Annotated in this window: 21 protein-coding genes; 14 read left to right on the forward strand and 7 right to left on the reverse strand. The window is 34.2% G+C overall.

The genetic code is table 11. The features are described from left to right. Nucleotides 1–65: 65 nt before the first annotated feature. Both ACP7AQ_RS03840 and ACP7AQ_RS03845 read right to left on the reverse strand, forming a co-directional pair. Nucleotides 66–593, reverse strand: a complete 528-nt coding sequence (locus ACP7AQ_RS03840) for a KdsC family phosphatase (protein WP_426092283.1) — start codon at nt 591–593, stop codon at nt 66–68. Continuing rightward, complete coding sequence (locus tag ACP7AQ_RS03845; RefSeq protein ID WP_426094472.1) at nt 577–1350, reverse strand: Rossmann-like and DUF2520 domain-containing protein; 774 nt, start codon at nt 1348–1350, stop codon at nt 577–579. The genes ACP7AQ_RS03840 and ACP7AQ_RS03845 overlap by 17 nt, the downstream gene beginning before the upstream one ends. Before the next feature lie 199 nt (nt 1351–1549). Between ACP7AQ_RS03845 and ccsA the strand changes: the two genes are divergently transcribed. Beyond that, nucleotides 1550–4756, forward strand: coding sequence for a cytochrome c biogenesis protein CcsA (gene ccsA, locus ACP7AQ_RS03850; protein WP_426094473.1), 3207 nt, complete (start codon nt 1550–1552; stop codon nt 4754–4756). A 76-nt stretch (nt 4757–4832) separates the two neighbouring features. Here the strand turns inward: ccsA and ACP7AQ_RS03855 are convergent, their stop codons facing one another. Next, nucleotides 4833–5618: an anti-sigma factor gene (locus tag ACP7AQ_RS03855; RefSeq protein ID WP_426063140.1), complete on the reverse strand. Its 786-nt coding sequence runs from the start codon at nt 5616–5618 to the stop codon at nt 4833–4835. Then, nucleotides 5618–6148 carry an RNA polymerase sigma factor gene (locus ACP7AQ_RS03860; protein WP_426063139.1) on the reverse strand — a complete coding sequence of 177 codons (531 nt, stop codon included), beginning with the start codon at nt 6146–6148 and terminating at the stop codon, nt 5618–5620. The genes ACP7AQ_RS03855 and ACP7AQ_RS03860 overlap by 1 nt, the downstream gene beginning before the upstream one ends. A 228-nt stretch (nt 6149–6376) precedes the next feature. Here ACP7AQ_RS03860 and ACP7AQ_RS03865 point away from each other — a divergent pair, with 228 nt between their 5' ends. The 5 genes from ACP7AQ_RS03865 to ACP7AQ_RS03885 all read left to right on the forward strand — a co-directional run bounded on the left by ACP7AQ_RS03865 (nt 6377) and on the right by ACP7AQ_RS03885 (nt 11996). Then, nucleotides 6377–7030 (forward strand): DUF4331 family protein, encoded by a 654-nt coding sequence (locus tag ACP7AQ_RS03865; protein WP_426063138.1) that lies wholly within the window; start codon nt 6377–6379, stop codon nt 7028–7030. A gap of 66 nt (nt 7031–7096) precedes the next feature. Then, nucleotides 7097–7651: a DUF4331 family protein gene (locus ACP7AQ_RS03870; RefSeq protein ID WP_426063137.1), complete on the forward strand. Its 555-nt coding sequence runs from the start codon at nt 7097–7099 to the stop codon at nt 7649–7651. 104 nt (nt 7652–7755) lie between these two features. Next, nucleotides 7756–9051, forward strand: coding sequence for a tetratricopeptide repeat protein (locus tag ACP7AQ_RS03875; RefSeq protein WP_426094474.1), 1296 nt, complete (start codon nt 7756–7758; stop codon nt 9049–9051). Between the two features lie 3 nt (nt 9052–9054). Continuing rightward, nucleotides 9055–11268: a TonB-dependent receptor gene (locus ACP7AQ_RS03880; RefSeq protein ID WP_426094475.1), complete on the forward strand. Its 2214-nt coding sequence runs from the start codon at nt 9055–9057 to the stop codon at nt 11266–11268. A 140-nt stretch (nt 11269–11408) separates the two neighbouring features. Continuing rightward, complete coding sequence (locus ACP7AQ_RS03885) at nt 11409–11996, forward strand: glutathione peroxidase (protein WP_426094476.1); 588 nt, start codon at nt 11409–11411, stop codon at nt 11994–11996. 190 nt (nt 11997–12186) lie between these two features. Here the strand turns inward: ACP7AQ_RS03885 and ACP7AQ_RS03890 are convergent, their stop codons facing one another. Then, entirely contained in the window at nt 12187–13137 is a 951-nt protein-coding gene (locus tag ACP7AQ_RS03890) for a tRNA dihydrouridine synthase (RefSeq protein ID WP_426094477.1), read from the reverse strand. A gap of 107 nt (nt 13138–13244) precedes the next feature. After that, complete coding sequence (locus ACP7AQ_RS03895) at nt 13245–13742, reverse strand: GNAT family N-acetyltransferase (protein WP_426094478.1); 498 nt, start codon at nt 13740–13742, stop codon at nt 13245–13247. A 94-nt stretch (nt 13743–13836) separates the two neighbouring features. Here ACP7AQ_RS03895 and menD point away from each other — a divergent pair, with 94 nt between their 5' ends. Beyond that, nucleotides 13837–15498 (forward strand): 2-succinyl-5-enolpyruvyl-6-hydroxy-3-cyclohexene-1-carboxylic-acid synthase, encoded by a 1662-nt coding sequence (gene menD / locus ACP7AQ_RS03900; protein ID WP_426094479.1) that lies wholly within the window; start codon nt 13837–13839, stop codon nt 15496–15498. Between the two features lie 183 nt (nt 15499–15681). On the opposite strand, the gene ACP7AQ_RS03905 is transcribed toward menD, so the two are convergent. After that, the gene (locus ACP7AQ_RS03905) at nt 15682–17034 is read right to left on the reverse strand and encodes a M28 family metallopeptidase (RefSeq protein ID WP_426063130.1); all 1353 of its coding nucleotides are present in this window, start codon (nt 17032–17034) and stop codon (nt 15682–15684) included. Between the two features lie 376 nt (nt 17035–17410). On the opposite strand from ACP7AQ_RS03905, the gene ACP7AQ_RS03910 reads away from it, so the two are divergent. From ACP7AQ_RS03910 to ACP7AQ_RS03940, 7 genes are all read left to right on the forward strand, one after another. Beyond that, nucleotides 17411–18265, forward strand: coding sequence for a CvfB family protein (locus tag ACP7AQ_RS03910; protein WP_426094480.1), 855 nt, complete (start codon nt 17411–17413; stop codon nt 18263–18265). 727 nt (nt 18266–18992) lie between these two features. Beyond that, nucleotides 18993–19823: a 1,4-dihydroxy-2-naphthoyl-CoA synthase gene (locus ACP7AQ_RS03915; protein WP_091170323.1), complete on the forward strand. Its 831-nt coding sequence runs from the start codon at nt 18993–18995 to the stop codon at nt 19821–19823. 110 nt (nt 19824–19933) lie between these two features. Further along, on the forward strand, nt 19934–20455 hold the full coding sequence (locus tag ACP7AQ_RS03920) for a PH domain-containing protein (RefSeq protein ID WP_426094481.1): 522 nt from the start codon (nt 19934–19936) through the stop codon (nt 20453–20455). Further along, entirely contained in the window at nt 20455–21969 is a 1515-nt protein-coding gene (locus tag ACP7AQ_RS03925; protein WP_426094482.1) for a PH domain-containing protein, read from the forward strand. Before ACP7AQ_RS03920 ends, ACP7AQ_RS03925 begins: the two co-directional genes overlap by 1 nt. An 85-nt stretch (nt 21970–22054) precedes the next feature. After that, nucleotides 22055–23017 (forward strand): 1,4-dihydroxy-2-naphthoate octaprenyltransferase, encoded by a 963-nt coding sequence (menA, locus tag ACP7AQ_RS03930; protein WP_426094483.1) that lies wholly within the window; start codon nt 22055–22057, stop codon nt 23015–23017. 45 nt (nt 23018–23062) lie between these two features. Then, entirely contained in the window at nt 23063–23740 is a 678-nt protein-coding gene (locus ACP7AQ_RS03935) for a metal-dependent hydrolase (protein WP_426094484.1), read from the forward strand. Nucleotides 23741–23911: 171 nt separating this feature from the next. Further along, a complete protein-coding gene (locus ACP7AQ_RS03940) occupies nt 23912–25120 on the forward strand; it encodes a tetratricopeptide repeat protein (RefSeq protein WP_426094485.1) in 1209 nt (402 codons plus the stop codon). Nucleotides 25121–25206: the final 86 nt, after the last annotated feature.

A 25206-nucleotide genomic window follows, 5' to 3' on the forward strand; every position in this document is an offset into this window, starting at 1 on the left:
GATTAGTTTTAGAAATGGAACCACAGATTTTATTTGAAATTTATAATTTAAGTTTTATAATACTACTAATCGTGTTTCCCGTCAAAATAAGCCATCCATTTTCCTTGTGCTTTCATAACTTGCTCTATTACGTCTCTCACAGCGCCTTTTCCACCATTTTTATGTGAAATATAGCTACAAATGGCTTTGATTTCTGGACTTGAGTCTTGAGGACAAGTTGGTAATCCCACTAATTTCATTACATGATAATCAGGAATATCATCGCCCATGTACAAAACATGTGCTGGATTTATTTGGTAAACATCTGTATATTCATCAAAGGTTTCCACTTTATCGGGTGTGCCCAAATAAATATCTGTGATACCAAGATTTCGGAGTCTGACCCGAACACCTTCATTGCTTCCGCCCGAAATAATACACACCTTATAACCGCTTTCAATGGCAGCTTTCATCGCATAGCCATCGCGAATGTTCATCGTACGCAAAATTTCTCCCTCATTGGTTACAAAAACAGAGCTATCGGTTAGTACGCCATCAACATCAAAAATAAATGTAGTGATGTCGTTCATTATTTCTTTATAACTTTTTGCCATTCTCTAATATTGATTGTGTTAGTGTTTTATAAATATTTAAATGATTCGCCTGTGATAAAAAAGCTTCATGTGCTTCAATAGTTGCAGTATCATTGCGTTTTGCAGGACCAGTTTGCGCTTCTTCGGGAGAAAGCACCATTATTTTATTTGCGGTTTCAGCGATTAAAGGTTTCAGAATTTCGAAAGGAACCTGATGTTCCTGGCAAATTTCCTGACCTATTTGGTACAAATGATTCGTAAAATTATTGACAAATACGGCTGCAACATGCAACGCTTTGCGTTGGTCTGAATTTATTGCGAAAATTTTTTCAGAAATTGATTTGGCTACTTTATCCAATAATTGATAATCAGAAGCATTTTCACTTTCTAAGCAAATTGGGATCATTTTGAAATCTACAGGTTTGTTTTTGGTAAAGGTTTGCAAAGGATAAAAAACCCCTTTACGATTGTCTTCATTCAAAACATTCAACGGAACACTTCCTGAAGTATGCACCACCAAACGATTTTTAAACGGAAGTTGTGAAGAAAGCGCTGCAATCACATCATCCGATACGCAAATAATATATAAATCAGCTTCCGCCAAAGTATCTAAATTATTTGTAATCTGTTCCAAACCGATCAAGTGTGAAACACTTCCAGTTTGTCTGGAATACACCTGTATTAACTCGATTTCCGACCCCAGAATTTGAGCATTTTGAAAAGCGGCAATCAAATGTTGCGCTACGTTACCGGAACCAATAATTACTACTTTGACCATGGGACAAAATTAGCAAAAAAATATTAAGAGTTTTATTCGAAATTGACAAGGGTAAATAAATGACTTTAGCCTTGTAAAGAGCCTTTTTAGGGTTTGATATTCATTCTTAATTTTGGATTAAATTAACAAATGTCAGAATATAGAAGTCAACATTTTTAAGTACTTTTGTGGCACTTTTACAAAACATAATCCCATAAAAATGGATAAAAAAATATTTTCTTTTTTGTTTTCTACACGTTTAATGGCCTTTTTATTTATTTCTTACGCCGTTGCCATGGCTACCGGAACTTTTATCGAAAGTAAATACAATACCGATACCGCAAAAATTTTAATTTACAATGCCTGGTGGTTTGAAGCCATTCACGTGTTTTTCGTTATCAATTTCATTGGAAATATCAAGCGTTACCAACTCTTAAAAAAAGAAAAATGGGCTACATTGTTGCTTCACTTGTCTTTTATCTTCATTATTGCGGGTGCTTTTGTAACGCGTTACATCAGTTATGAAGGGATGATGCCCATTCGAGAAGGCGCTTCGGAAAATCAGATATTTTCAGATAAAACCTTTCTAACTGTTTTTGTAGACGGTGAATTTAAAGGCGAAATGAAACGCAGGGTTTTTGAAAAACAAGTTCTTTTGTCTCCGGCAACAAATAATGATTTTAGCATTTCAGGAAAGTTTGCCGATACTCCATTTGAGGTAGAATATGAAAATTTTATCATGGGAGCTAAAGAATACATCAAACCAGATCGTACAGGTACTGTGTTTTTGAAAATTGTAGAAGCTGGCGATGGCGGGCGCCACGAGCATTTCTTGAAAGATGGCGAAGTACAAAACATTCACAACGTATTATTTTCTTTAAATAAATTTACAGACGGCGCGATAAACATCAATACTACCGGAACTGCGTATACAATCCAAACGCCTTTTGAAGGTAATTTTATGAGAATGGCTGATAAATTAGAGGGTAAAGTAACTAAGGATAATGCGCAACCATTGATGATGCGTTCGTTATACAGCATAGGTGAAATGCGATTTGTATTTCCAGATCCCGCGGTCAAGGGAATTGTTGATTATGAATCGGATAATGATTTTAAAGCGAAAAGCCATGAAGATGCAATTACTGTAAAAGTTATGGCCGAAGGTAAACAACAAACAGTTACCGTTTTAGGTTCCAAAGGTAAAGTTGGAGAAGCTAAAACAGTTAAAATTGGAAAAATTGATTATACTTTTTTCTACGGAAGTAAAGCGTATGTATTGCCTTTTAAGATAAAATTGAATGATTTTATCGCACAGAAATATCCTGGAACGGAGAAAAGTTATTCTTCGTTTGAAAGTAAAGTGACTGTGGAGGATAAAGAACAATTTGATGCCAGAATTTATATGAATAATGTATTAGACCACAAAGGATTTCGTTTTTTTCAATCTAGTTTTGATCCTGATGAAAAAGGAACGGTTTTGTCCGTAAACCATGATTTTTGGGGAACAACGCTGACTTATATTGGTTATTTTATGTTGTATTTTGCAATGATGGCGATTATGTTTACCAAATATTCTCGTTTTGCGGATGTCAAACGCAAATTGGAAGTGGTCAAAATTAAGAAAGCTAAATTATTAACGATTTTAATATTGCTGTTCGGTTTCAATAGCTTTGCACAAGAGCAAGAACACAATCACGATGATCATGAAGGACATGCGCATACGGAGGCTGAAGCTGCACCAGCAACGCATGCGAATCACACCAAAAAAGTACTGAGTCAGGATGAACTAAATGCTTTGATTATTAAGTATAAAGTGCCTGAAACACATGCGGCAAAATTTGGTAGACTGGTAATTCAAGATGGTGGCGGTAGGATGAAACCGATTAATACGTTTTCATCAGAATTATTGCGAAAAGTAAGTCATGATGATTCTTATAACGGAATGAATTCTGACCAAGTGTTTTTGTCCATGACACAATACGCGAGTTATTGGATTGAAATCCCAATTATTTATATCAAAAGCGGGAATGATAGTATTCGAAAAATTATTGGAGTCGACAAGAAAGCAGAATTTGCTCCTTTTGTGGCTTTCTTTGATGCTAAAGGAAATTACAAGCTTTCTAAATATTTAGAAGAAGCATTTAAAGCTGCAAATCCTAATCAGTTTGAAAAAGATTTTATCGAAACAGATAAAAAAGTAAATCTAATGGAATCTGCGTTAAGTGGTAGAATATTGAAAATTTTCCCAATTCCGGATGATAAAAATAACAAATGGGTTTCTTATTTAGAACTCAATGAAGCAGGTTTCAAAGGAATGGAAGCGACCTATACTAAAAATGTACTGCCTTTGTATTTTGGGTCTTTGGCAAACGCTTCAGAATCTAATGATTACAAAACAGCCGATGAGTTGCTGGAAAGTATTAATGGTTTCCAAAAACGATTTGGTAGCAAAGTAAGACCAAGTGATGAAAAAATCACTTCAGAGGTGTTGTATAACAAATATGATGTTTTTAAGAAATTACCGTACTGGTATATTTTTGCGTCGATTTTGATGTTGTTTTTTACGATTTTACAAATCTTTAAAGAAAGAAAAGCCCTGAACTATTTAGTTAATTTTATGCATATTGTCGTGATTGCGTTATTTGCATTGCACACTTTTGGATTAATTGCAAGATGGTATATTTCGGGCCATGCGCCTTGGAGCAACGCGTATGAATCTATCATTTATGTAGCTTGGGCAACGATGTTTTTTGGTTTGGCTTTCGACAGAAAATCAAAACTTACTATAGCTTCATCAGCATTTGTAACCGCCATGATTTTGGCTGCGGCCTACATGAACTGGATTGACCCGGAAATTGCAAATTTACAACCGGTACTGAATTCGTATTGGTTAATGATTCACGTGGCGGTTATTGTGGCAAGTTATGGACCGTTTGCGTTAGGAATGATTTTAGGAGCAGTTTCATTATTATTGATTTTGTTTACCAATGAAAAAAACAAAGCCAAAATGGATTTGAATATTCAGGAAATCACTTATATTAATGAATTAGCGTTAACAGTCGGTTTAATTATGTTAACTATTGGAAACTTTCTTGGAGGACAATGGGCTAATGAAAGTTGGGGACGTTATTGGGGATGGGATCCAAAAGAAACTTGGGCCTTAATCAGTATTATGGTCTATGCTTTTGTAATTCATGCTCGATTTGTTCCTTCTTTACGAGGAAAATGGATTTTTAATTTGATGAGCATGTTTGCTTTTATATCCATTTTGTTTACGTACTATGGTGTGAATTTTCACTTAGTTGGATTACATTCTTACGCAAGTGGCGAAGCACATTCTTTGAATTGGATATGGTATTCATTAGGGGTAATAACTTTATTTGGAGCTATTTCCTATCCAAAATATAAGAAGTATTATAAGAAATAATATTTTTCTAATTAAAACAAAAAAGGTTCAACTTTGTAGTTGAACCTTTTTTGTTTTAATTAGAAAAATAGGTTATTTATACTTTTCCCAGTGTATATAATTGTTCCATCGTAGGAGTTAAACTTCCACCTTTAGGTTCAAGTGTAATTCCAAAAGCTTCAGCTTCATTAGCATTATTTACCGCAAATAATTTTTGTTCATTTGCATCAAAATCTTCTAATAATCCAATACTGGTAGGAGTCAACGGGCTTAATTTTAATGCCCAAACCTGGTAGACCATTCCCTCAGGTGGTTCTGGTAAACCAGCAGCGTCAATATAAACTACTTTAGTATCTTGATTCCAGTACACTTTCGCTGAAGATTCAGGAGCAACTGCCTGTCCTCCAAGAGCTACGACTGTGTTTTTTGTGTCTCTTACAACCGCTAAACTCGTTTCATTAGCCGTATTTTTTAATTTTAAGAAATTAAATTCTTTCTCTAATTTAGCTTTCTCAATTTCAGTAGTAGCTACTTGTGTCGAGGTTTGGTTCAGTTGGTCGTATTGGTAGCCAATACCAACTAATAACAACACAGCCGCTGCCCATCCAATATATTGAGACCTGTTCTTGTTAGGTTCTAATTGTATGATTTCAGCATGTTTGAGTTCCAGTTTAGCTTTAATTTTTTCATAATTCGCAACAGAATGAAACGGTGAAAAGCTTGACGATAAAGCAATAATGGCTTTTTCAATAGCGATAATTTCCGCATGTATTTCCGGACTGTTTTTTGCCATGGTACTCACTTCTGCGTTTTCGGTTTCATTAAGTAAACCGTAAACATAGAGTTCCAGGATTCCTGATTCTATATATTCTTTTGTTTCCATTATACTTTCAAATAATTTCTTAAGTCATTAATACAATTCCTATTTTGTGTTTTTACTGTTCCCAAAGGAATTGCCAATTCATCCGAAGCTTCCTGTTGGGTATAACCTTTAAAAAACAGTAAATCAATTATTTGAATACATTTTGGTTTCAGCCTTTTTACAAAATCCTGTAAACCTATAGTATCCACTTTGTCAACCAGTTTAGAACTGTCTTCAAAATGATTTACGAAATTATCAGTAGAAAGGTTTTTTTGACTGTTATTAAAATTTTTAGAACGCAGTTTGTCGATCGAAGTATTTCGGGCAATATTCAGAATCCAAGTGTAGAATCGTCCCTTGCTTTCATGATAGGAATCAATGTTTTTCCAGATTTTGACAAATACATCCTGAAGTACATCTTCGGCTTCTTCTCTGTTTTTTACAAGAACATTTATAACCGAAAATAAACTTTTAGAATACATATCATATAGATGTGTAAAAGCTCTCTCGTCTTTCTTATAAATTAATACTAATAATTCTTCCTGACTCATATCTTATTATTTAACGAATACAAACTTATACATTCTTATTTACAAATGACATATTTAATGATTACCAACATTAAAATAAATTTTAAGTTAAAAAAAATACTTTTTTTTTAACTTGTAAGGCATTGTTTATCAATATTTTGATAAAAACATTCATTTTTTTTTATGTTTTATAAAACCAAATCGAATACTTACCCGTAAATGATCGTATAAACTTTTAATTTTATCAAAATGAAAAAAACAAAAATGATTTTAGGTCTATCGCTAGTGGCGGTTTCAGGCTTAATTTTAGTAGCTGCGGATCACATTGATGCTCCATTAACTGCATCAGGGAGTGCAATTGATATTACTGATGTCTATGCTTTTCAAGGTCAAAACACTAGTAATTTAGTATTTGCTGTAAACACACAAGGGTTGTTAAGTCCCGGTGCAACTGCTGCGGCAAAATTCGATGAAAATGTAATGATTGAAATCAATATTGACAATAATGGTGACAACATTGAAGATCTGGTAATTCAAGCCATCAAAAGAGATGACAAAATGTACTTCTTTGGACCAGTTGCTCCAGGTACGACAGGAACTACAAGTACCATCAAAACGGCTGCAGCTTCTGGAAGTGTAGCAATAACATCTTACGGTACTACAGCATTAACTGCTGAAAAAAATGGAATGAAATTTTTTGCTGGACCAAGAGACGATCCATTTTTCTTTGATTTAGGTCAATTTAAGGCAATTCTTGCAGGGACTGCAACAGGATTTAAAAGTTCAGGTGTTGATACTTTTGCAGGAACTAATGTTATGTCATTAATCGTAGAAGTTCCAAAAGCAATGTTAGGGACATCAAGCAAATTAAATGTTTGGGCTGAAACTAAGAAAAAACAATAACATTTTAAATTTAAATTATGAAATCGCAGAGTAGCGATTTCTCAAAAAAACTTAAATACAAACATCATGTATAAAACAAATAAATTCAAAATTATAGCAATCGCATTAGTAGCAGCGGTTGTTTCCGTAAATTGTGATAATGACGATTCAAACAGTAATCCTGAGGCGAATCTTAATTTCTCAGGAACATTTGTACAGCAAGATCAAATGGCTAGACCAGCAATTAATACTGTATTCATTGCTTCAGGACAGCCTAAAGATGATTTTAATGCTGCAATTCCTTCAGCAATGGGAGCTAAATATCAATCTATTTTCCAATCTAGATTATTAGCTTTAAATTCAGGCTTTACCACTAATGCTTTAGGACAAACTGCAGCTCAGTTAACGGGTCTTTTGTCTACAGACGTATTAAACGTATCAAAAACTGCTAAAACAACGTTTTTTGATGGAACAAATGTTTTAACAGGAAGAGCATTGGCAGATGATGTAATTGACGTTGAATTGTTATTGATTTTTGGAGGTTCTACTGGAGCATCTAATCCTAATCTAACAAAAGACAATGTGAATGCAAATGACAAAGCATTTGGAACAACTTTCCCTTATTTAGCTACTGCCTGGTAGTATTATTTAAAAAAAACAGAGCGTTTACATGGTAATCTTCGCTCTGTTTTTTTTTTCAAAACAAACAAACAAACAAACAAACAAACAAACAAAAGACTTAGAGTATGAAAACTTTAAAAATAATCCCATTTTTGGTTTTCACAATCCTATTTATATTCGGTTGCGAGACTAAATCAAAACAAATTACGCATACAGAAGATTATAATAAATATTTGACAATAAAAGATAATAAATCATTGAGTTTTGCACGAAATGAAATTGATTTTTGGCAAAAAAAATTCGATGCTGCTCCCAACCAAATCAGTTATTTAAGTCAATTATCATCTAATTATAGTACTCTTTTTGAATATACAGGGAATATCAGTCACTTGTATAAATCAGAAGAATTATTAACAAAATCGAATGAAGCATATGATTACTCAAGAGTTTCCACCATTCGATCTTTGGCAAGAAATTACATTTCCCAACATCGTTTTAAAGAAGCGCTTGTACTTGCTAATAAATCTTTAGTTATAGGCGAAGGAAGAAAAGAAACTCAAAAATTACTTTTTGACGTTCAAATGGAGTTAGGAAACTATCCTGAAGCTATCAAAAACTTGAATGCTATTCGAGACATGACTGATTTTGATTATTTAATTCGTCTGGCAAAGTGGAATGATCATAAAGGCGACTTGGATACTGCTATAACTTTTATGGAAAAAGCCAGAGATATTGCTGAAAAATATGATAATAAGACCTTAAAAATATGGTCTTATTCTAATTTAGGTGATTTTTATGGTCATGCGGGAAGAATTGAGGATTCGTACAATAGCTTTTTACAGACGTTAGCGATCGATCCTAATTATTCTTACGCTTTAAAAGGAATTGCCTGGATTGTTTTTTCAAAAGAAAGAAATACAAAGGAAGCTAACCGAATTATTGATGCAATTGCAGCAACTCACAATACGCCGGATTTTTACTTATTAAAATCTCAAATTGCTCAATTTGAAGGAAATAAAAGCGCGGAAATAAAAAACAAAAACGCTTATTTCTCGATGATGGACAATAATAATTATGGAGCAATGTATAACAAGTACAATGTTTTGATATTCGCTGATGACAAACAAATGGCTAAAAAAGCATTAGAAATTGCAAAAATTGAGGTCAATCATAGACCTACAGCTGATTCTTATGATTTGTTAGCATGGTCGTATTTAAATTTAGGTCAGCATAAAAAAGCATTACGAATTGCACAAAAACATGTGGTTGGAAAATCATTTGAACCAAAGGTGCAATACCATTTAGCTGTGATTTACAAGTCTAATAATTTAACGCTCAAAACCAAACCTATAAAAGAAGAATTGCTTTCCAGTTTGTATGAGTTAGGTCCTAATTTTGATCAAAAAGTGAATCAGTTATAGGATATGAAAAATATTGTTTTATTGATGATTTTCCTTTCTGGTTTGTCTACTTATGGCCAAATCCAAAAAGGAAAAGTGCTGGATAGTGATGGGAATCCTGTAGAAAACGCTTATTTGGTGAATACAAATTCTGAAGGTCATGCCCACACAAATGAATTTGGATTGTTTAGCTTAGACAAAACGGTTTTGGGTGATGTTATAAAAATAACGGCGCTAGGTTATAAAAAGTCAAATTTCATCATTGTTTCTTCGGAAGACATAATTATTTTGGAAGATGATATTTTTAGATTGAATGAAATTGTAATCCAACCGAAACTTTCGGCGATGAATGTCATTTCAAAAATTGATTTGCAAACGACTCCAGTAAATTCTTCTCAGGAAATTTTGCGAAAAGTACCGGGATTATTCATTGGGCAACATGCTGGTGGTGGCAAAGCAGAGCAAATATTTCTTAGAGGATTTGATATCGATCATGGTACTGATATTGCCATTTCGGTAGACGGGATGCCAGTAAATATGGTTTCTCATGCACACGGTCAGGGCTATGCTGATTTACATTTTGTAATTCCGGAAACAGTAGAAAAAATAGATTTTGGAAAAGGAACGTATTATGCTAACAAAGGGGATTTTGCTACAGCAGGGTACGTTGCCTTCCAAACGAAAGATAAAATAGGAAAGAGTAGTGTAGGATTAGAAGTAGGACAATTCAATACAACTAGAATCGTTGGATTGTTTAACCTTTTGGGAAACCAAAAAACACAAAGTGCCTACATAGCAACAGAATATATACTAACAGATGGACCATTTGATTCACCCCAGAATTTTAACCGCATTAATTTATTGGGGAAATATTCTGCTATTTTAAATGATAACAGTAAGTTTTCCATCTCGGCTTCTCGCTTTTCCAGCAAATGGGATGCTTCTGGACAAATACCACAAAGGTTGATAGATAATGGAACGATTTCTAGATTTGGTGCTGTTGATGACACTGAAGGTGGAATTACCTCAAGAACGAATTTCAATGTGAGTTTGAGCAAACCCATAGATGAAAATACATTTTTGAAAGCGAATGCTTTTTATTCGAATTATCAATTTGAACTGTATTCTAATTTTACGTTCTTTCTGGAAGATCCTGTTAATGGAGACCAAATTAAGCAGAAAGAAAACCGAAATATTTATGGAATGAATACGGAGTTGAATAAAAAAATGAAATTAAATGATGTGGATGTTTTGTTACAATTTGGCGGAGGTTTTCGTGCTGATGCCACGAAAGATACAGAGCTTTCGCATACTTTAAACAGAAGAACGGTTTTAGAAAATTTAAAGTTAGGGGATATTGATGAATCTAATTTATTTTTGTATTTAAATTCAGAATTTAATTTTGGAAAATTAATGATTAATCCGGCATTACGATTGGATTATTTTAAATTCAATTATCAAGACAAGTTGACTGCGAATTACAAAACTCAATCTGAATCTAAATTTAAATTTTCTCCAAAACTGAATTTCATTTATTCGCAAAACAACAATTTACAGTTTTTTATAAAATCTGGTGTGGGATTTCATTCGAATGACACCCGAGTTGTCGTTGAAAACAGTGGAAAACAAATTTTACCAACGGCTATAGGAACTGATGTTGGTACTATTTGGAAACCATTTCCAAAGTTGATTCTTAATGCAGCACTATGGCATTTGTATTTAGAGCAGGAATTTGTTTTCGTAGGTGATGCAGGAATAGTTGAACCAAGTGGACAATCAAGACGTATGGGAGCAGAGCTAGGATTGCGTTACCAACTGAATGATTGGTTGTATTTTGATGCTGATTCCAATTATACGTATGCAAGAAGTATTGGTCAATCAAAAGGTCAGGATTACATTCCGTTAGCACCTGATTTTACAACAACAGGAGGTTTAAGTTTTCAAAAATTAAATGGTTTTTCTGGAGGAATTCGGTCTCGTTATTTAAAAAGCCGTCCAGCAAATGAGGATAATTCTATTGTTGCCAAAGGCTATTTTGTTTCGGATGTAAATGTTAATTATCAGTATAAGAATCTGAATTTTGGGGTAGCTGTTGAGAATATTTTTAATACGGAATGGAACGAAACACAATTTGCAACTGAATCAAGACTTCAGGATGAAACAAAAAGTGTTGAAGAAATTCACTTAACACCGGGAACACCTTTTTTTATAAAAGGAAAAATTACGTACACGATCTAAATATAACATAAAGATTTGTTGTTTATTTGTTTGGAAGCCTGGCATTTTCTTAATGTCAGGTTTCTTTTTTTAACGTGTGTTTATCAAAAAAAAAATTTAATGAGACAAAAAAATGTCTATTTTTATAAAAAATTAGAAATATGAAAAATATATTATTGCTAGCCAGCTGTGCTTTATTCTTGTTCAGTTGTAAAAATCAAGCACAACCTCAAAAATCTGAAACAAATATGAGCACACCATTAGTAGCTAAAGAAACCATTTATCAATTTAAAGTAGAAGATTTATCAGGAAACAGTTTTGACTTTGCTTCTTTGAAAGGTAAAAAAATTATGATTGTGAATACTGCTTCTAAATGTGGATTGACGCCACAGTACAAAGATCTTGAAGCAGTTTATAAAGAATACAAAGACAAAGGATTAGTAATTGTTGGTTTTCCTGCAAATAATTTTGCTTCACAAGAGCCAGGAACGAATGAAGAAATTGCCACTTTCTGCCAAATGAATTACGGTGTGACTTTCCCTATGATGGACAAAGTTTCTGTAAAAGGAGATGATATGGCAGCAATTTATCAGTTTTTAACGCAAAAAGCTAAAAATGGATTACAAGATTCAAGTGTGGAATGGAATTTTCAAAAATACCTAATCAACAAAAAAGGAGAACTAGAAAAAGTGATTTCTCCAAAAACATTAGTAACAGATCCAGAAGTATTGAATTGGATCAAAGCATAAATAATACAGTTAATTCGATAATTTTTTCGAAAGTAAATACATTAAAGGAGATTTTCAGTCAAATGAGAATCTCATTTTTTTTGCGATTTGAATAACTATATAATATATTCAAATATTTTAACCATTAAGAAATTAAGTTACATTAAGAATCAGAGCTTAATTTTTCTTAATTTCTTAATGGTTTTTTTCTTTAAAACTTTTCATTTTTGAAAATTTCCGCAACAGCTGCTTCGTAATTCCGAATGCTTTGCGCTTTTTTTATTTTTTTCAAAACTTTATGTGGATTCGAAAACGTAGCCGAAAAGTATTCCCATAAATGATACATTTTTAGTAAAATATGAGTTGAACCAGAAAGCGATTCACTATAAATAGCATACAAAGTATCGTGAAACGTACTGAATAATTCCATTTTGTTCGCAGGATATTCTGAAGTATTGTTTTTTATCATGCTTGGTAAAAAAGGATCCGAAATTAATCCTCTGCCAATCATCCAGTGGTCAATGCTTGGGAATCGTTCTTGCATTTCATGAAATTTAGCCACAGATGTAATATCACCATTATAGTATAGTTTGTGCTTGCTGTTATCAACACAATGTTGAAATGCATCCAAATTTACACCACCTTTATACAGTTGTTTTCCAATGCGCGCATGAATCGCAATATTTTTAATAGGATAAGTATCTAAAATAGGCAAAACATCCAGAATTTCTTCGCTGTTGTCGTAGCCCAAACGCATCTTCATAGACACTATAATATCTGATTCAGAGTGCGCTCTGTGAAGTATGTTGTTGATTTTGTCAGGATTAGCGATAAGACCAGAACCCATTCCAGATTTGGTAACCATCGGATAAGGACATCCTAAATTCCAGTTTAATTCTTTGTAACCCAATTCCTGAACATATTTGGCCACAAATAAAAATTCATCGGCATCATTAGTTATCACTTGAGGAATTACCTCTAAATCAAGATTGTTTTCAGGAAGGAGGTCACGTTCGTAAGACGGTTTTATAACCATTTTTCCATTCAAACGGATGTAAGGCGAATAAAAAGTGTCTATTCCTCCAAAAAGCTTGTTTTGGGCATTTCTAAAACGAAAATCTGTAAATCCCTGTAAGGGCGATGAAAGTAAGGTGTAGTCCATGAAATTTTTAGTTGTGCAAATATACTATAAAGTCTCAAGCCTTAAAGTCATAAATTTTTTAAAGTCAAACAGAGTAAAAAACGAACAAAATTTTAGTACAAATTGATTTACTCTAAAATCAACTGCATAAAAACGGAACTCAGCCAGCGATCAAATTTATAACCGGATTCTTTAATAACGCCAACGGTTTCAAAACCATATTTTTTATGAAAAGCAATACTGCCAATATTTTCGGAGTCAATAACGCCAATCATAGTGTGGTATTTTTGTTTTTTTGCCAATTGGATAAGTTCTGCCAATAATAATTTTCCAACCCCTTTTCCTAAAAACTCTTCGGCTACATAAACAGAATGTTCGACAGTAAAACGATAACCTATTTTATGACGAAAAGTTCCATAAGTAGCATATCCAATAACGCCATTTTCAGTTTCTGCTACAATTACAGGTAGATCATTGGCCAGTTTGTCTTCAAACCACAATTTGTGGGTTTCAAAATCGCGTGGCTCATAATCATAAATTGAAGTACTGTTTAATATTTGGTGATTGATGATTTCCAATATTGTATCTAAATCAGTAAAAACAGCCGGTCTTATTTTGATTTCCATAAAGAATTTATTTTTCCTCAAATTTAAGAAAACTATTTAAGAATAGAGAAAAACCTTTGCATCTTTGTATCTTTGTTTCTTTGAAACTAAAACAATGATTTACCCCAAAATACCTTTAGCACAAAGCATTATTGAAATCTGTTTGGCCAAAGGAATCACCACAATAATTATTTCTCCGGGTTCTCGAAATGCACCGCTAACCATAGGTTTTGTAAATAATCCTGCCTTTCAATGTTACAGTATTGCCGATGAACGTGCAGCTGGTTTTTTTGCACTTGGAATTGCACAACAAACCAAACAACCAGTTGCTTTGGTTTGTACTTCCGGTTCCGCTTTATTGAATTATTATCCGGCTTTTGCGGAAGCATTTTACAGTCAGATTCCTTTGATAGTGATTTCAGCGGATCGACCGCAAAGCAAAATCGATATTGGTGATGGCCAAACGATTCGGCAGGAAAATGTGTTCGAAAACCATTCATTATTTAACGCTAATTTGCATGAGGACGTTTCAATTGAAAATGATTTAAAAATCAACGAAGCGATTAATACGGCTATCACTCATAAAGGTCCTGTTCACATCAATGCGCCTTTTGAAGAGCCGTTGTATGAAACCATTTCGGAGCTTTCGGTTACTGTAAATGTTGTCGCTTCCACAAATTCTATTCAGACGATTTCCAGCGAAGACGTTTCGGAATTTGCAACAATTTGGAACAATTCTACTAAAAAAATGATTTTGGTTGGCGTGAATGAACCAAATGCCATCAATTTAAATATAATTGACACTTTTGCAAAAGACGAATCGGTTGTAGTTTTGACTGAAACAACTTCGAACTTGCATCATCCTACTTTTATCAACAATATAGATACGATAATTACACCTTTTACGAATGCCGATTTTGAAAATTTTCGTCCGGAAATTTTAGTCACTTTTGGAGGAATGGTCGTTTCTAAACGAATTAAAGCATTTTTAAGAAAATACAAACCCAAACATCATTGGCATATTGATTCTTTAAGAGCATATGACACTTTTGGTGCTTTGACCAAACATTTTAAAGTAGATCCAAATGCGTTTTTTGATACTTTCTTGCCACTTACAAACGCAATAGAAAGCGATTATTTTCAAAAATTCGACGTAGTAAAAGTGTTGCGAAAGCTGAAAAGCGATATTTATTTAAACAAAATTCCTTTTTCGGATTTTAAAGTTTTTGAAAAAGTGATGCAGTGTTTGCCAAAAAACAGTCAATTACAAATCAGCAATAGTTCAGCAATTCGGTATGCGCAATTAATAGCTGTTGATCCTTCAATTGAAGTGTATTGCAATCGCGGGACCAGCGGAATCGATGGAAGTACTTCAACCGCTATTGGTGCGGCTGTAGCCAATGATAAACAAACCGTTTTCATAACTGGAGACATTGGATTTTTGTACGATAGCAATGCGTTATGGAACAATTATATTCCAAAAAACTTCAAGATTATTCTAATAAATAATGGTGGAGGAGGAATATTTAGAATTTTACCCGGACATGAAGAAACGCCTGTTTTTAATACATTTTTCGAAACTTCCCATTGTTTCACCGCCGAACATTTGGCTAAAATGTATGGTTTTGAATATAGTATCGCCAATGATGAAACTAGTTTAGAAACAAGTTTGACTGCTTTATATGCTCAAAATGAAAAATCAAGTATTTTGGAAATTTTCACGCCAACCTTGAAAAACGACAGCATTTTACTGCAATATTTTAAAGAATTAATTTAATTATTTTCGAATCATTCATATTTATCATTTATACTTAATTTACAAATGGTACCCATAAAGAAAGCGTTTGCCTGAGCAAACGCTTTTTTGTCTAATATTATGTTGAACCATTAATCAAGTCAGATTTATTAATAAAAACGTGAATATAAAAATTATTTTAATGGTTGAAAATCTTCTTGTTGTTTAACGAATTGGCAAGGGGAAAACCGGTAAACTGGAATGTCCTAATGCATCAACAGCCTGAACGGCGAAGAAAAAGTTGTCTTTAGAATACGGAATTTCGGCTTTTGTATCTTTTACAAAAATTGTTTTTTCCCAATGTTGTGATGAAGTTTCTCTGATCACAATGTTGTATCCATAAACCGATTTTCCTTCAGGAGCGGTCCAAACTAAAGTAGAAAAATTAGTCAAATCTTTTACTTCAATTCCTACGTTTGTTGGCGCTTTTGGAGACCAAGCCAAATTGCTAAACGTAGCCAAGTTAGAACACGTTACTTTCTTCATGTATTCAAAGTCCATAAATTCAGCAAGATCGCCATACTGGATATTGTTTTCTTTTCGAACGTTTTGATGTTGGTGATCGTAGTTTTCATTCATTTCACAAAAACGAATGGCGGTAAATCCATTTTGACTAAAAGGAGTATGATCGCCACCACGCAAAAAACGATCGTTGCGATACACTAAATTGATATCCAGTTGCTCCACATATTGATTGGTAACCGTTTTGATGTATCGAGCTAATTGTCTCGATGGACTGTCATTATCACGATTGGTCGATTTACGCATTTTTGATTCGGCTTCCGTTTCTAAGAACGGAATTGTTTCACTGAAAACACGAACTTTAGTATTGTCTCTGAGTAAAGTACCACTGGATAAACTGTTTCCAATCATATCATTATTAATCATGGCTATTACATTCCATTTTCCTTCTTTGGCAACATCAGCTAAATGCTTGGCTCCGTACAATCCTTGCTCTTCACCAACTACTGCCACAAAAATCAGTGTAAAAGGGAATTCTCTCTGACTCATTATTCGGGCAAGTTCCATCATTGCGGCTACTCCAGAAGCATCGTCATTAGCGCCAGGCGCATCTGATTTAGAATCCATAACATCGGAAGCACGAGAATCTAAATGGCCGCTTATTATTAAGACACGATCATCTGTAGGATCCGTTCCTTTTAAGGTTGCCATTACATTACCCAACTGGCTGTCGGTGGCGATGCGTCTACCATCAGCTTTTATGGTGAAAAAATCAATTACAGAAGTCAGTCTTCCGCCTGATGTTAAAGCATATTTATCAAATTCTGATTTGACCCAGCGTTGTGCCGCGCCAATGCCCCGTGTGTTACTTTTGGTGTCACTTAAGGTATGTCGGGTTCCAAAAGATACGAGTTTACGAACTGTAGCTTCCATATTTTCCGATTTTACCTCGGCTACCATTTTTTTTATTTCGGGATCATCAACTGTTGTTTGTGCGTGATTGGTATGAGAAATGAATAGTAGTAGGAATAAACAAAGAATTGAGGTTGGTTTCATTAATAGGATTTTTTTAGTTTTTTCAAAGTTAGTAAAAAAGAAAAGGAAAGTGTAGGCAAATTGGATTTTAGAAATTGTTTATTCATAGTACGTTCAAAATTTTAAAGGATTTGTTATTTTAAAAAACAAAACGTCCTAATTTAGCCGCGATGGAAGCAAGTATCCTTTCCAGTCCTGAACTTATTTCAGGATCCTGAAACAAGTTCAGGACTGGAAAGATACTGCGGACAGCGGGACAACTCGTGATGAAACAACGGAAAATTATGCTCCTAAAAAAGAAAATATCCATTCAATTTGAGCTTTATGTTTTTGTGGACCGTTTCTTAATTTACTATTTTCAAACTTCGTACATTTGCGCTTTAGAAATTGAAAGAAAATGATTGAAATAGGAAAATACAATACGCTTACCATTTTACGCGACACCAAAGTGGGTTTGTTTCTGGGAAATCCAGAAGAAGATCCCGAAGGAATTCATGATATTCTGCTGCCTAACAAATACGTACCCAACGAATTTGAAATAGGCGAGGAGTTGATTGTTTTTGTGTATTTGGACCACGAAGAGAGACCCGTTGCCACGACATTAGAGCCGTATATATTATTGAATGAATTTGCGCTTTTACGTGTGAATTATACCAATCAGATTGGTGCTTTTATGGATTGGGGAATGGAAAAAGATATTTTGGTTCCGTTTAAAGAGCAGGCGCGTCCTATGGAAAAAGGGAAACGCTACTTGGTGTACCTTTATATGGACGAAAAAACCAATCGTTTAGTCGCTTCCAGTAAATTAAATCAATTTTTAAAAAATGACCACCTAACGGTTGAAAAGGGTGAAGAGGTAGATTTAATTGTTTCTCATATCACTGAATTAGGAATTAACGTAATCATAAACGAGCAGTACAAAGGTTTGATGTACAAAGATGAAGTTTATGATGACGCGATTCGAACGGGAGACCGCATGCGAGGATACATTAAGACGATTCGTCCTGATAATAAAATTGACGTGGCATTGCAGGTGCAGGGATATCAAAGTATCGAACCGAATGCAGAAAAAATTCTCGACGAATTAAGGGCTAGTAGAGGTTTTTTGCGTTTGACTGATAATTCGCATCCGGAAGACATTAAAACGGTTTTGAAAATGAGTAAGAAAACCTTCAAGAAAGCCATTGGTGCTTTGTACCGGGAGAAATTAATTGAAATCAAGGAAGACGGAATTTACTTGGTTAAGGAATAAAAAAAGAAAGACTAATCGTAACGGTTAGTCTTTCTCTTTTTAACGCTGTTTCAGAATATTAAATTCTGGCAACATCAAAATTAATTTGAAGTTTAAAGTAGCTTTATCCGCTTCTAAAAGTAATAGTATTTTCTATACTATTTTAAAAATATTAACTTAAGCGTAAATACTTTAAAGGGTAGTTTTGTCTTTAAATGAACAATCACCTGCTTGTGAGTTAAGAAATAATTTCACGATAAGGCCGTTGGTTTTCTATATATTGGAAGATAATTTTCTAAACAATTGTTTATTAATGCCTCACTTTTGCAAGAACAAAAAAATAAATCTTTATTTAACCGTAGGTGTTACTTTTTATTTTTTACTGCTGGGGCAAATGCTAGTTTCATTAGCTCGTTTATCGGGGCTTTCTATATATTTTTATAAGTTATTACCGTAGAAAAAGGAGCGACAACATTTTTAATTGCATTCAATACATTCTTTTTTTAGGTTAATAAATCAGTGAAGAATCAATAATTAATCAAGATAAAGAATTTATATTCATCTGATTAGCTTGTTCTAAAATTAAAAATAATTTGAATTGGCAACTGCTAAAATGCTGATTTTTTCTTGTTTTTTAACATTTTGAAGCCTTTAATCAGAGAAGGATTACCATAAGCTTATTGAAATAGAATAGATAAAATGTAAAAAATGATTTATTTTTACACTAAAATAATTTAAATCAATTGTAATGGATTGGATCACTGCTAAAGAATACGAAGATATTACTTATAAGAAATGCAATGGCGTTGCCAGAATTGCTTTCAACAGGCCGGATGTGCGCAATGCGTTCCGTCCAAAAACAACTGCCGAATTGTATAATGCATTTTATGACGCGCAGGAAGATACGTCAATAGGAGTAGTTTTACTTTCTGCTGAAGGGCCTTCTTCTAAAGATGGCGTGTATTCTTTTTGCAGCGGCGGCGATCAAAACGCACGAGGGCATCAAGGATATGTGGGCGATGACGGACAGCATCGGCTAAACATCTTAGAAGTGCAACGTTTAATCCGATTCATGCCAAAAGTAGTTATTGCTGTAGTTCCCGGTTGGGCTGTAGGCGGAGGACACAGTTTGCATGTGGTTTGCGATTTGACTTTGGCGAGTAAAGAACACGCTATTTTCAAACAAACGGATGCCGATGTAACCAGTTTTGACGGTGGATACGGTTCGGCTTACTTAGCTAAAATGGTAGGGCAGAAAAAAGCGCGCGAGATATTCTTCTTGGGGCGCAATTATTCGGCTCAGGATGCGATGGATATGGGAATGGTAAACGCCGTGATTCCGCATGCTGAACTGGAAGATACGGCATATGAATGGGCACAGGAAATTTTGCAAAAATCACCAATGGCTATTAAAATGCTGAAATTTGCCATGAATCTAACCGATGACGGAATGGTAGGGCAACAGGTTTTTGCCGGTGAAGCCACAAGATTAGCCTACATGACCGAAGAAGCTAAAGAAGGCCGAAATGCTTTTCTTGAGAAAAGAAAACCGAATTTTGAAAAAAAGTGGTTGCCGTAATTCAGTAATCAGTGTTCAGTTTTTAAACTCCGAGATTAGTGTTCAGTCTTAAAATAATGCATAATAAAACTTAGCGCCGTAGAGTTTTTGTGGCAAACAAAATAGTATAAATGGAAAATTTCACAAACGAAACAATCGATATTAATCAGCTTCCTAAATTTGAGGAAGTTACTTTTACGAATTTGCATCCTAAATACATTACAGTGGTATTGATTAGTTTGGTGAGAATTATTGCAGTAGTAGTTCTGATTCCAATATTACTTTCGATGCTTAAACCCGAATTGTTTTCAGGAAGAGTCTGGTTGATTTTAGGAATTGTAATTCCTGTATTTTCGATTTTGTTAGTCGTATTTTCTGTTATTGGATTCAAGAAAAAAGGATTTGCATTCCGGGAACACGATGTGCTTTTTAGACATGGAATTATTGCCACCAATACTATCGTAATTCCTTATAACAGAGTGCAGCATGTGGCGTTGCATGAAGGGTTTATTTCGCGTTATTTTGGACTTGCCAAAATAGAAATTTTTACTGCCGGCGGAAGTTCCAGTGATATTGAAATCCCCGGAATCGAAAAAGAACAAGCCGAGAATATCAAACAATTGTTGATGGGTAAAATACAAAAGCAATTGTAATGGGAGCCGATTTTAGTCAGCCACAGCGGCAATCTTCAATAGGGATTTTGGTGATGTTTTTTTACACGCTTCAGCAGTATGCCAGAGCGTTGTGGCCCATGATTGTGATTTGGATTTTTAAGTTTGACGAGGTTAATAAATTATATTTTTTCGTTGGAATGGTCGCCATCTTCGTGAGTATAGGAGTTGTTTCTTATTTGAAATATCTGAATTTTACTTTCTTTTTGGATGCTGAAAATGAAGAATTCGTTATTACAGATGGCGTTTTGAATAAAACCAAAACTGCTATTCAGTTTCGTAAAATTCAACAAGTAAATATAAATCAGTCCTTTCTTCAAAAGTTAATTGGGGTTTATGAATTGGATGTAGATACTGCCGGAAGCAATAAAAAAGAAGGCGCCATCAAAGCCATTTCACATGAATTGGCTTTAGAGTTGAAATTTCGTTTGTTGGAAAATGAAGAATTAAAGAGTGCAATTGGAACTGAAGAAACTTCATTGGAGGAAACCGAGCAAAAACTATTTGAAGCTGCGCATCTTTTTATAAAAATAAGTTTTTTGAGTTTGCTAAAAGTTGGAGTTACCTCTAATTATGGAAGAAGTATCGCTTTATTGGTAATTTTCTTTAGTACGATTTACGAGAATTTTCAAAATTTTGGAGATGAAAGCAATGTTTATAAAGAAAAAGTAGGCTCGTATATCGATAAAAACTTAGTGTTACAAACTATTCTAATATCGATAGCGTTTTTGTTTGGGATCGTATTAGTTATTAATGTAATACGAATCGTTTTTAAATATTATAATTATAAAATAACCCGACAAAGAGGGTCTTTGCTATTATCTTTTGGCTTATTGAACACAAAAAGTACCATCATAAAACCTGAAAAAGTTCAGATTACAACCATAAGAAGGAATTATTTTCAAAAGAAACTGGGAATTCTGGAACTGAAAATCAGACAAGCGACCAGTGGAGAGAAAGAAGAACGCAAGTCGGTGATAGAAATTCCGGGCTGTAATGAGAATGAAAGAGATTCAATTTTAAAATTATTGTTTCATCAAATTCCTGAAAAAGGATTAATGCTTCAGCCTAATTTTCGCAAACTTATTTTTTCTATTTTTCTGTCAATTGGATTACCTTTGTTGGGATTTATGGCGATAGGTTATTGGCTTGAACCCGTATTTTTCGAATACAGTTATGTCGTGCCTGTTTATGTAGTTACTGTTGGATTAATCCAATATTTTAAATTTAAAAATAACCGATTATTCATCCACGATAATTTTATAATAAAACAAAGTGGCTCTTGGGATATTAGCAATGATATTATTGAGCCCAGTAAAATACAAGCAATTACAACTTCGCAGCTCTTCTGGCATAAAAAGTTGAATATTGGTTCGATAACATTGCATACCGCAGGAGGAAATATAGCTTTTCAGTTGGGGAATTATTCAATACTAAAACAACAAGTCAACCTTTGGTTGTACGAAATTGAAACTTCCGATAGTAATTGGATGTAAAATAAATTGGTTTAGAGTTTAAGATTTAAAGTTGTTTGAGCAACAAATCTTAAGTTTTATACTTTAAATTTTTAAATAAAAAAACATGAAACATTGGATTGAAGCCGCACGTTTACGAACATTACCTCTATCGGTTTCCGGAATAATAGTTGGAAGTATGTACGCTTTGGCACACCCAACAGATAACATATTAACCCCGACAGAAGTTTTTAACTGGCGATTGTTTGGTTTTGCTATGTTGACAACATTAGGATTGCAAATACTGTCCAATTTTGCCAATGATTACGGCGATGGAATGAAAGGAACAGATAACGAAGACAGAGTAGGTCCTAAACGCGCCATACAAAGCGGCGTCATTACTCCGCAAGCCATGAAACGCGCCATTATTATTACATCTGCGTTGACATTACTTTCCGCGATGTTGTTGATTTATTATGCCTTTTCCGATACTAATTTATGGTATTCCTTATTTTATTTGATATTGGGAATTTTAGCAATCATATCAGCCATCCGTTATACAGTGGGAAATACAGCTTACGGTTACAAGGGATTTGGCGACATATTCGTCTTTGTGTTTTTCGGTTTGGTAAGTACATTAGGAGTAAATTTTTTATATTCGAAACAGTTGGATTTTGAATTGGTTTTGCCTGCAATTGCCATTGGATTATTGAGCGTTGGCGTTTTAAATCTGAATAATATGCGGGACGAAGCATCGGATAGTAAGTCAAATAAAAATACAATTGTCGTAAAAATTGGCGGAGCCAAAGCTAAAATATACCATTACTTTCTAATTGTAACGGCGATGGTTTTGGTATTGATTTTTGCAATTGTTGACGATTTTCACTTTGATCAATATTTGTTTTTATTGGCGTATATTCCATTAACCAAACATTTAGTTACCGTTTATAAAAACCAAATCCCTAAGGAATTAGATCCTGAATTAAAAAAATTGGCACTGAGTACTTTTGCACTTTCTGTATTGTTGTCGTTAGGTATGATTTACTTTTTTTCGGATATAATCGTAAATACTTTTTTAGGAGGAAGATAAAATAGTAATCAATCACTGAGTCATATAATTTTTAAATTAAAAAAGATGAAAATAACATTTTACGGCCACGCGTCATTAGGAATCGAAGTTGGAGGCAAACACATCATTGTAGATCCTTATATTTCTGCAAATCCAAATGCAGCGCACATTGATATGGATGCTTTAAAAGCGGATTATATTTTGCTTACGCATGCCCACGAAGATCATATTCTGGATGTGGAGGCAATTGCCAAAAGAACCAATGCGGTAATTGTTTCCAATGCTGAAATTGCAGGTTTTTATGGCGCAAAAGGGCTTCAATCGCACCCGATGAATCATGGCGGAAGCTGGAATTTCGATTTTGGGAAACTAAAATATGTAAATGCCATTCATTCCAGTTCGTTTCCTGATGGGAGTTACGGAGGAAATCCAGGTGGTTTTGTCATTGAAGGTGAACATAAAAACGTATATATTGCGGGCGATACGGCACTTTCTATGGATATGAAACTCATTCCGATGCGTACTAAACTTGACTTGGCGATTCTGCCGATAGGCGATAATTTCACCATGGACGTTGAGGATGCAATTATAGCTTCTGATTTCTTGGATTGCGATAAAATCTTGGGTTACCATTATGATACTTTCGGTTTTATCGAAATTGACCATGAAGAATCCATTCGTAAATTCTTTGATAAAGGAAAAGATTTAATGTTACTGGAAATAGGAAGTTCTATCGAATTGTAATGTCATTGCGAATTTTTTGAAGCAATCTCCTGCTATCCGCTTGTATCTTTACTTGCTTAAAAACGCAAGTAAAGGATACCGCTTTTATCAGGGCTAGGGTTATCGTTGCTCCAACATTTTATAAACTTTGCGAAAACTTTGTTCGCTTTGTGTTTAAATTTTATATCAATCATGTATAAAAAGAATTTCATAGTTCTATTTCTGTTTTTAATTTCTGCAAATATCGTTTTCGCACAAAAAGACGGTTATTGGGATAAAACTCGCGCTACAACCGAAGAGATAACGGTTTCCGCCAGAGGTAGAATCATTATTAAAACCCAAGATTTCCCTGAAGGAACGACCGAAGTAGTCTATAGAATAACGCTTTTGGATAAAAATCAGCAATTGGCTGGAAGTTTGGTTTCAGTTTTGAAAGCTATTCCGGATCCAACGGGAATTAGTCAAGGTGCGGCAGGAGCGGTTTTTATCCTATCTAAAATCTCTGCTGATGATAAATGCAAGTACGCCGTCTTCTCGAGTGCTGACTTAGCCTCAAAATACAAAGAAAACGGCAAAACGGATGACGCGTGTTTGGTTCAGGATACACCGGTCAGTAAAGATGCGAAGCGACTTTCGACAGAGAAATCAACTTGTATGCAATCAACCTCTGAAAATTTATGGTTTGGTTTTGAAAGTAAAAACTGGATTATGAATCAAAAAATCATCCTTGAAGTTGTGCCTTGGGTCGATAATAAACTCAGTCGTGGCTGGAAGCTTGAAAACAGAAAAGCAATCATAGATCAATGCAAGACTTCTAATTTGGCTCAAAAAATGACCAATTCCGATGATTTTTGCGTTTGTATTCTTGATAAAATTCAATCCAAGTACAAGTATAAAGAATTCCAAAAATTATTGGCTGTAGAGCGCGCTAAAGCGTTTAAGGATTTTGGTACTAGCTGTTTTGGTGAAAGCAGTCTTTCTAAAAGTGTGTATAATGATTTGCGCAAGCAAGCTGCAGGATTAGCAAAACAAGGAAAGCAAGGCGAAGCCATTCAGAAACTTGCAACAATAATCAACGACGGAAAAGCAACTGCTTTAGATTATAATTCTATTGGGAATAGTTACCTTTTGACAAAGCAATACGGGAAAGCGATTAAATTTCTGAAAGAAGGCGAGAGGCTCGACGGCACAGAACTATTAATACAACTCAATTTGGCACATGCCTATTTATTGAATGATAACTATGCTTCGGCAAAAGCAATTTACAAAAAGTATCAGTCACAAAACGTAACAGATAGTTTAAGTTGGACTCAAAAAGTAGAACAAGATATTGTGACTTTCAAAAAAGTGGGAATAGCTTCCAATGATTTTGATAGAGTTTTGAAGTTAATCAAAAAGTAATTTTTAGGTTTTAAACCATATATTTTCTTAAATTTTTAATATGGTCTAAAGATTTTTTTACCACGTAAGAAATTCAAGGGCATTCA

Source organism: Flavobacterium sp. DSR2-3-3, assembly GCF_049896585.1.
Classification (GTDB): Bacteria; Bacteroidota; Bacteroidia; order Flavobacteriales; family Flavobacteriaceae; genus Flavobacterium.

Excerpts from the sequence above, each read along its gene's own strand:
- ACP7AQ_RS03840 (WP_426092283.1), bottom strand. The coding sequence starts at position 593 with ATGGCAAAAAGTTATAAAGAAATAATGAACGACATCACTACATTTATT.
- ACP7AQ_RS03845 (WP_426094472.1), bottom strand. The coding sequence starts at position 1,350 with ATGGTCAAAGTAGTAATTATTGGTTCCGGTAACGTAGCGCAACATTTG.
- ccsA (WP_426094473.1), top strand. The coding sequence starts at position 1,550 with ATGGATAAAAAAATATTTTCTTTTTTGTTTTCTACACGTTTAATGGCC.
- ACP7AQ_RS03855 (WP_426063140.1), bottom strand. The coding sequence starts at position 5,618 with ATGGAAACAAAAGAATATATAGAATCAGGAATCCTGGAACTCTATGTT.
- ACP7AQ_RS03860 (WP_426063139.1), bottom strand. The coding sequence starts at position 6,148 with ATGAGTCAGGAAGAATTATTAGTATTAATTTATAAGAAAGACGAGAGA.
- ACP7AQ_RS03865 (WP_426063138.1), top strand. The coding sequence starts at position 6,377 with ATGAAAAAAACAAAAATGATTTTAGGTCTATCGCTAGTGGCGGTTTCA.
- ACP7AQ_RS03870 (WP_426063137.1), top strand. The coding sequence starts at position 7,097 with ATGTATAAAACAAATAAATTCAAAATTATAGCAATCGCATTAGTAGCA.
- ACP7AQ_RS03875 (WP_426094474.1), top strand. The coding sequence starts at position 7,756 with ATGAAAACTTTAAAAATAATCCCATTTTTGGTTTTCACAATCCTATTT.
- ACP7AQ_RS03880 (WP_426094475.1), top strand. The coding sequence starts at position 9,055 with ATGAAAAATATTGTTTTATTGATGATTTTCCTTTCTGGTTTGTCTACT.
- ACP7AQ_RS03885 (WP_426094476.1), top strand. The coding sequence starts at position 11,409 with ATGAAAAATATATTATTGCTAGCCAGCTGTGCTTTATTCTTGTTCAGT.
- ACP7AQ_RS03890 (WP_426094477.1), bottom strand. The coding sequence starts at position 13,137 with ATGGACTACACCTTACTTTCATCGCCCTTACAGGGATTTACAGATTTT.
- ACP7AQ_RS03895 (WP_426094478.1), bottom strand. The coding sequence starts at position 13,742 with ATGGAAATCAAAATAAGACCGGCTGTTTTTACTGATTTAGATACAATA.
- menD (WP_426094479.1), top strand. The coding sequence starts at position 13,837 with ATGATTTACCCCAAAATACCTTTAGCACAAAGCATTATTGAAATCTGT.
- ACP7AQ_RS03905 (WP_426063130.1), bottom strand. The coding sequence starts at position 17,034 with ATGAAACCAACCTCAATTCTTTGTTTATTCCTACTACTATTCATTTCT.
- ACP7AQ_RS03910 (WP_426094480.1), top strand. The coding sequence starts at position 17,411 with ATGATTGAAATAGGAAAATACAATACGCTTACCATTTTACGCGACACC.
- ACP7AQ_RS03915 (WP_091170323.1), top strand. The coding sequence starts at position 18,993 with ATGGATTGGATCACTGCTAAAGAATACGAAGATATTACTTATAAGAAA.
- ACP7AQ_RS03920 (WP_426094481.1), top strand. The coding sequence starts at position 19,934 with ATGGAAAATTTCACAAACGAAACAATCGATATTAATCAGCTTCCTAAA.
- ACP7AQ_RS03925 (WP_426094482.1), top strand. The coding sequence starts at position 20,455 with ATGGGAGCCGATTTTAGTCAGCCACAGCGGCAATCTTCAATAGGGATT.
- menA (WP_426094483.1), top strand. The coding sequence starts at position 22,055 with ATGAAACATTGGATTGAAGCCGCACGTTTACGAACATTACCTCTATCG.
- ACP7AQ_RS03935 (WP_426094484.1), top strand. The coding sequence starts at position 23,063 with ATGAAAATAACATTTTACGGCCACGCGTCATTAGGAATCGAAGTTGGA.
- ACP7AQ_RS03940 (WP_426094485.1), top strand. The coding sequence starts at position 23,912 with ATGTATAAAAAGAATTTCATAGTTCTATTTCTGTTTTTAATTTCTGCA.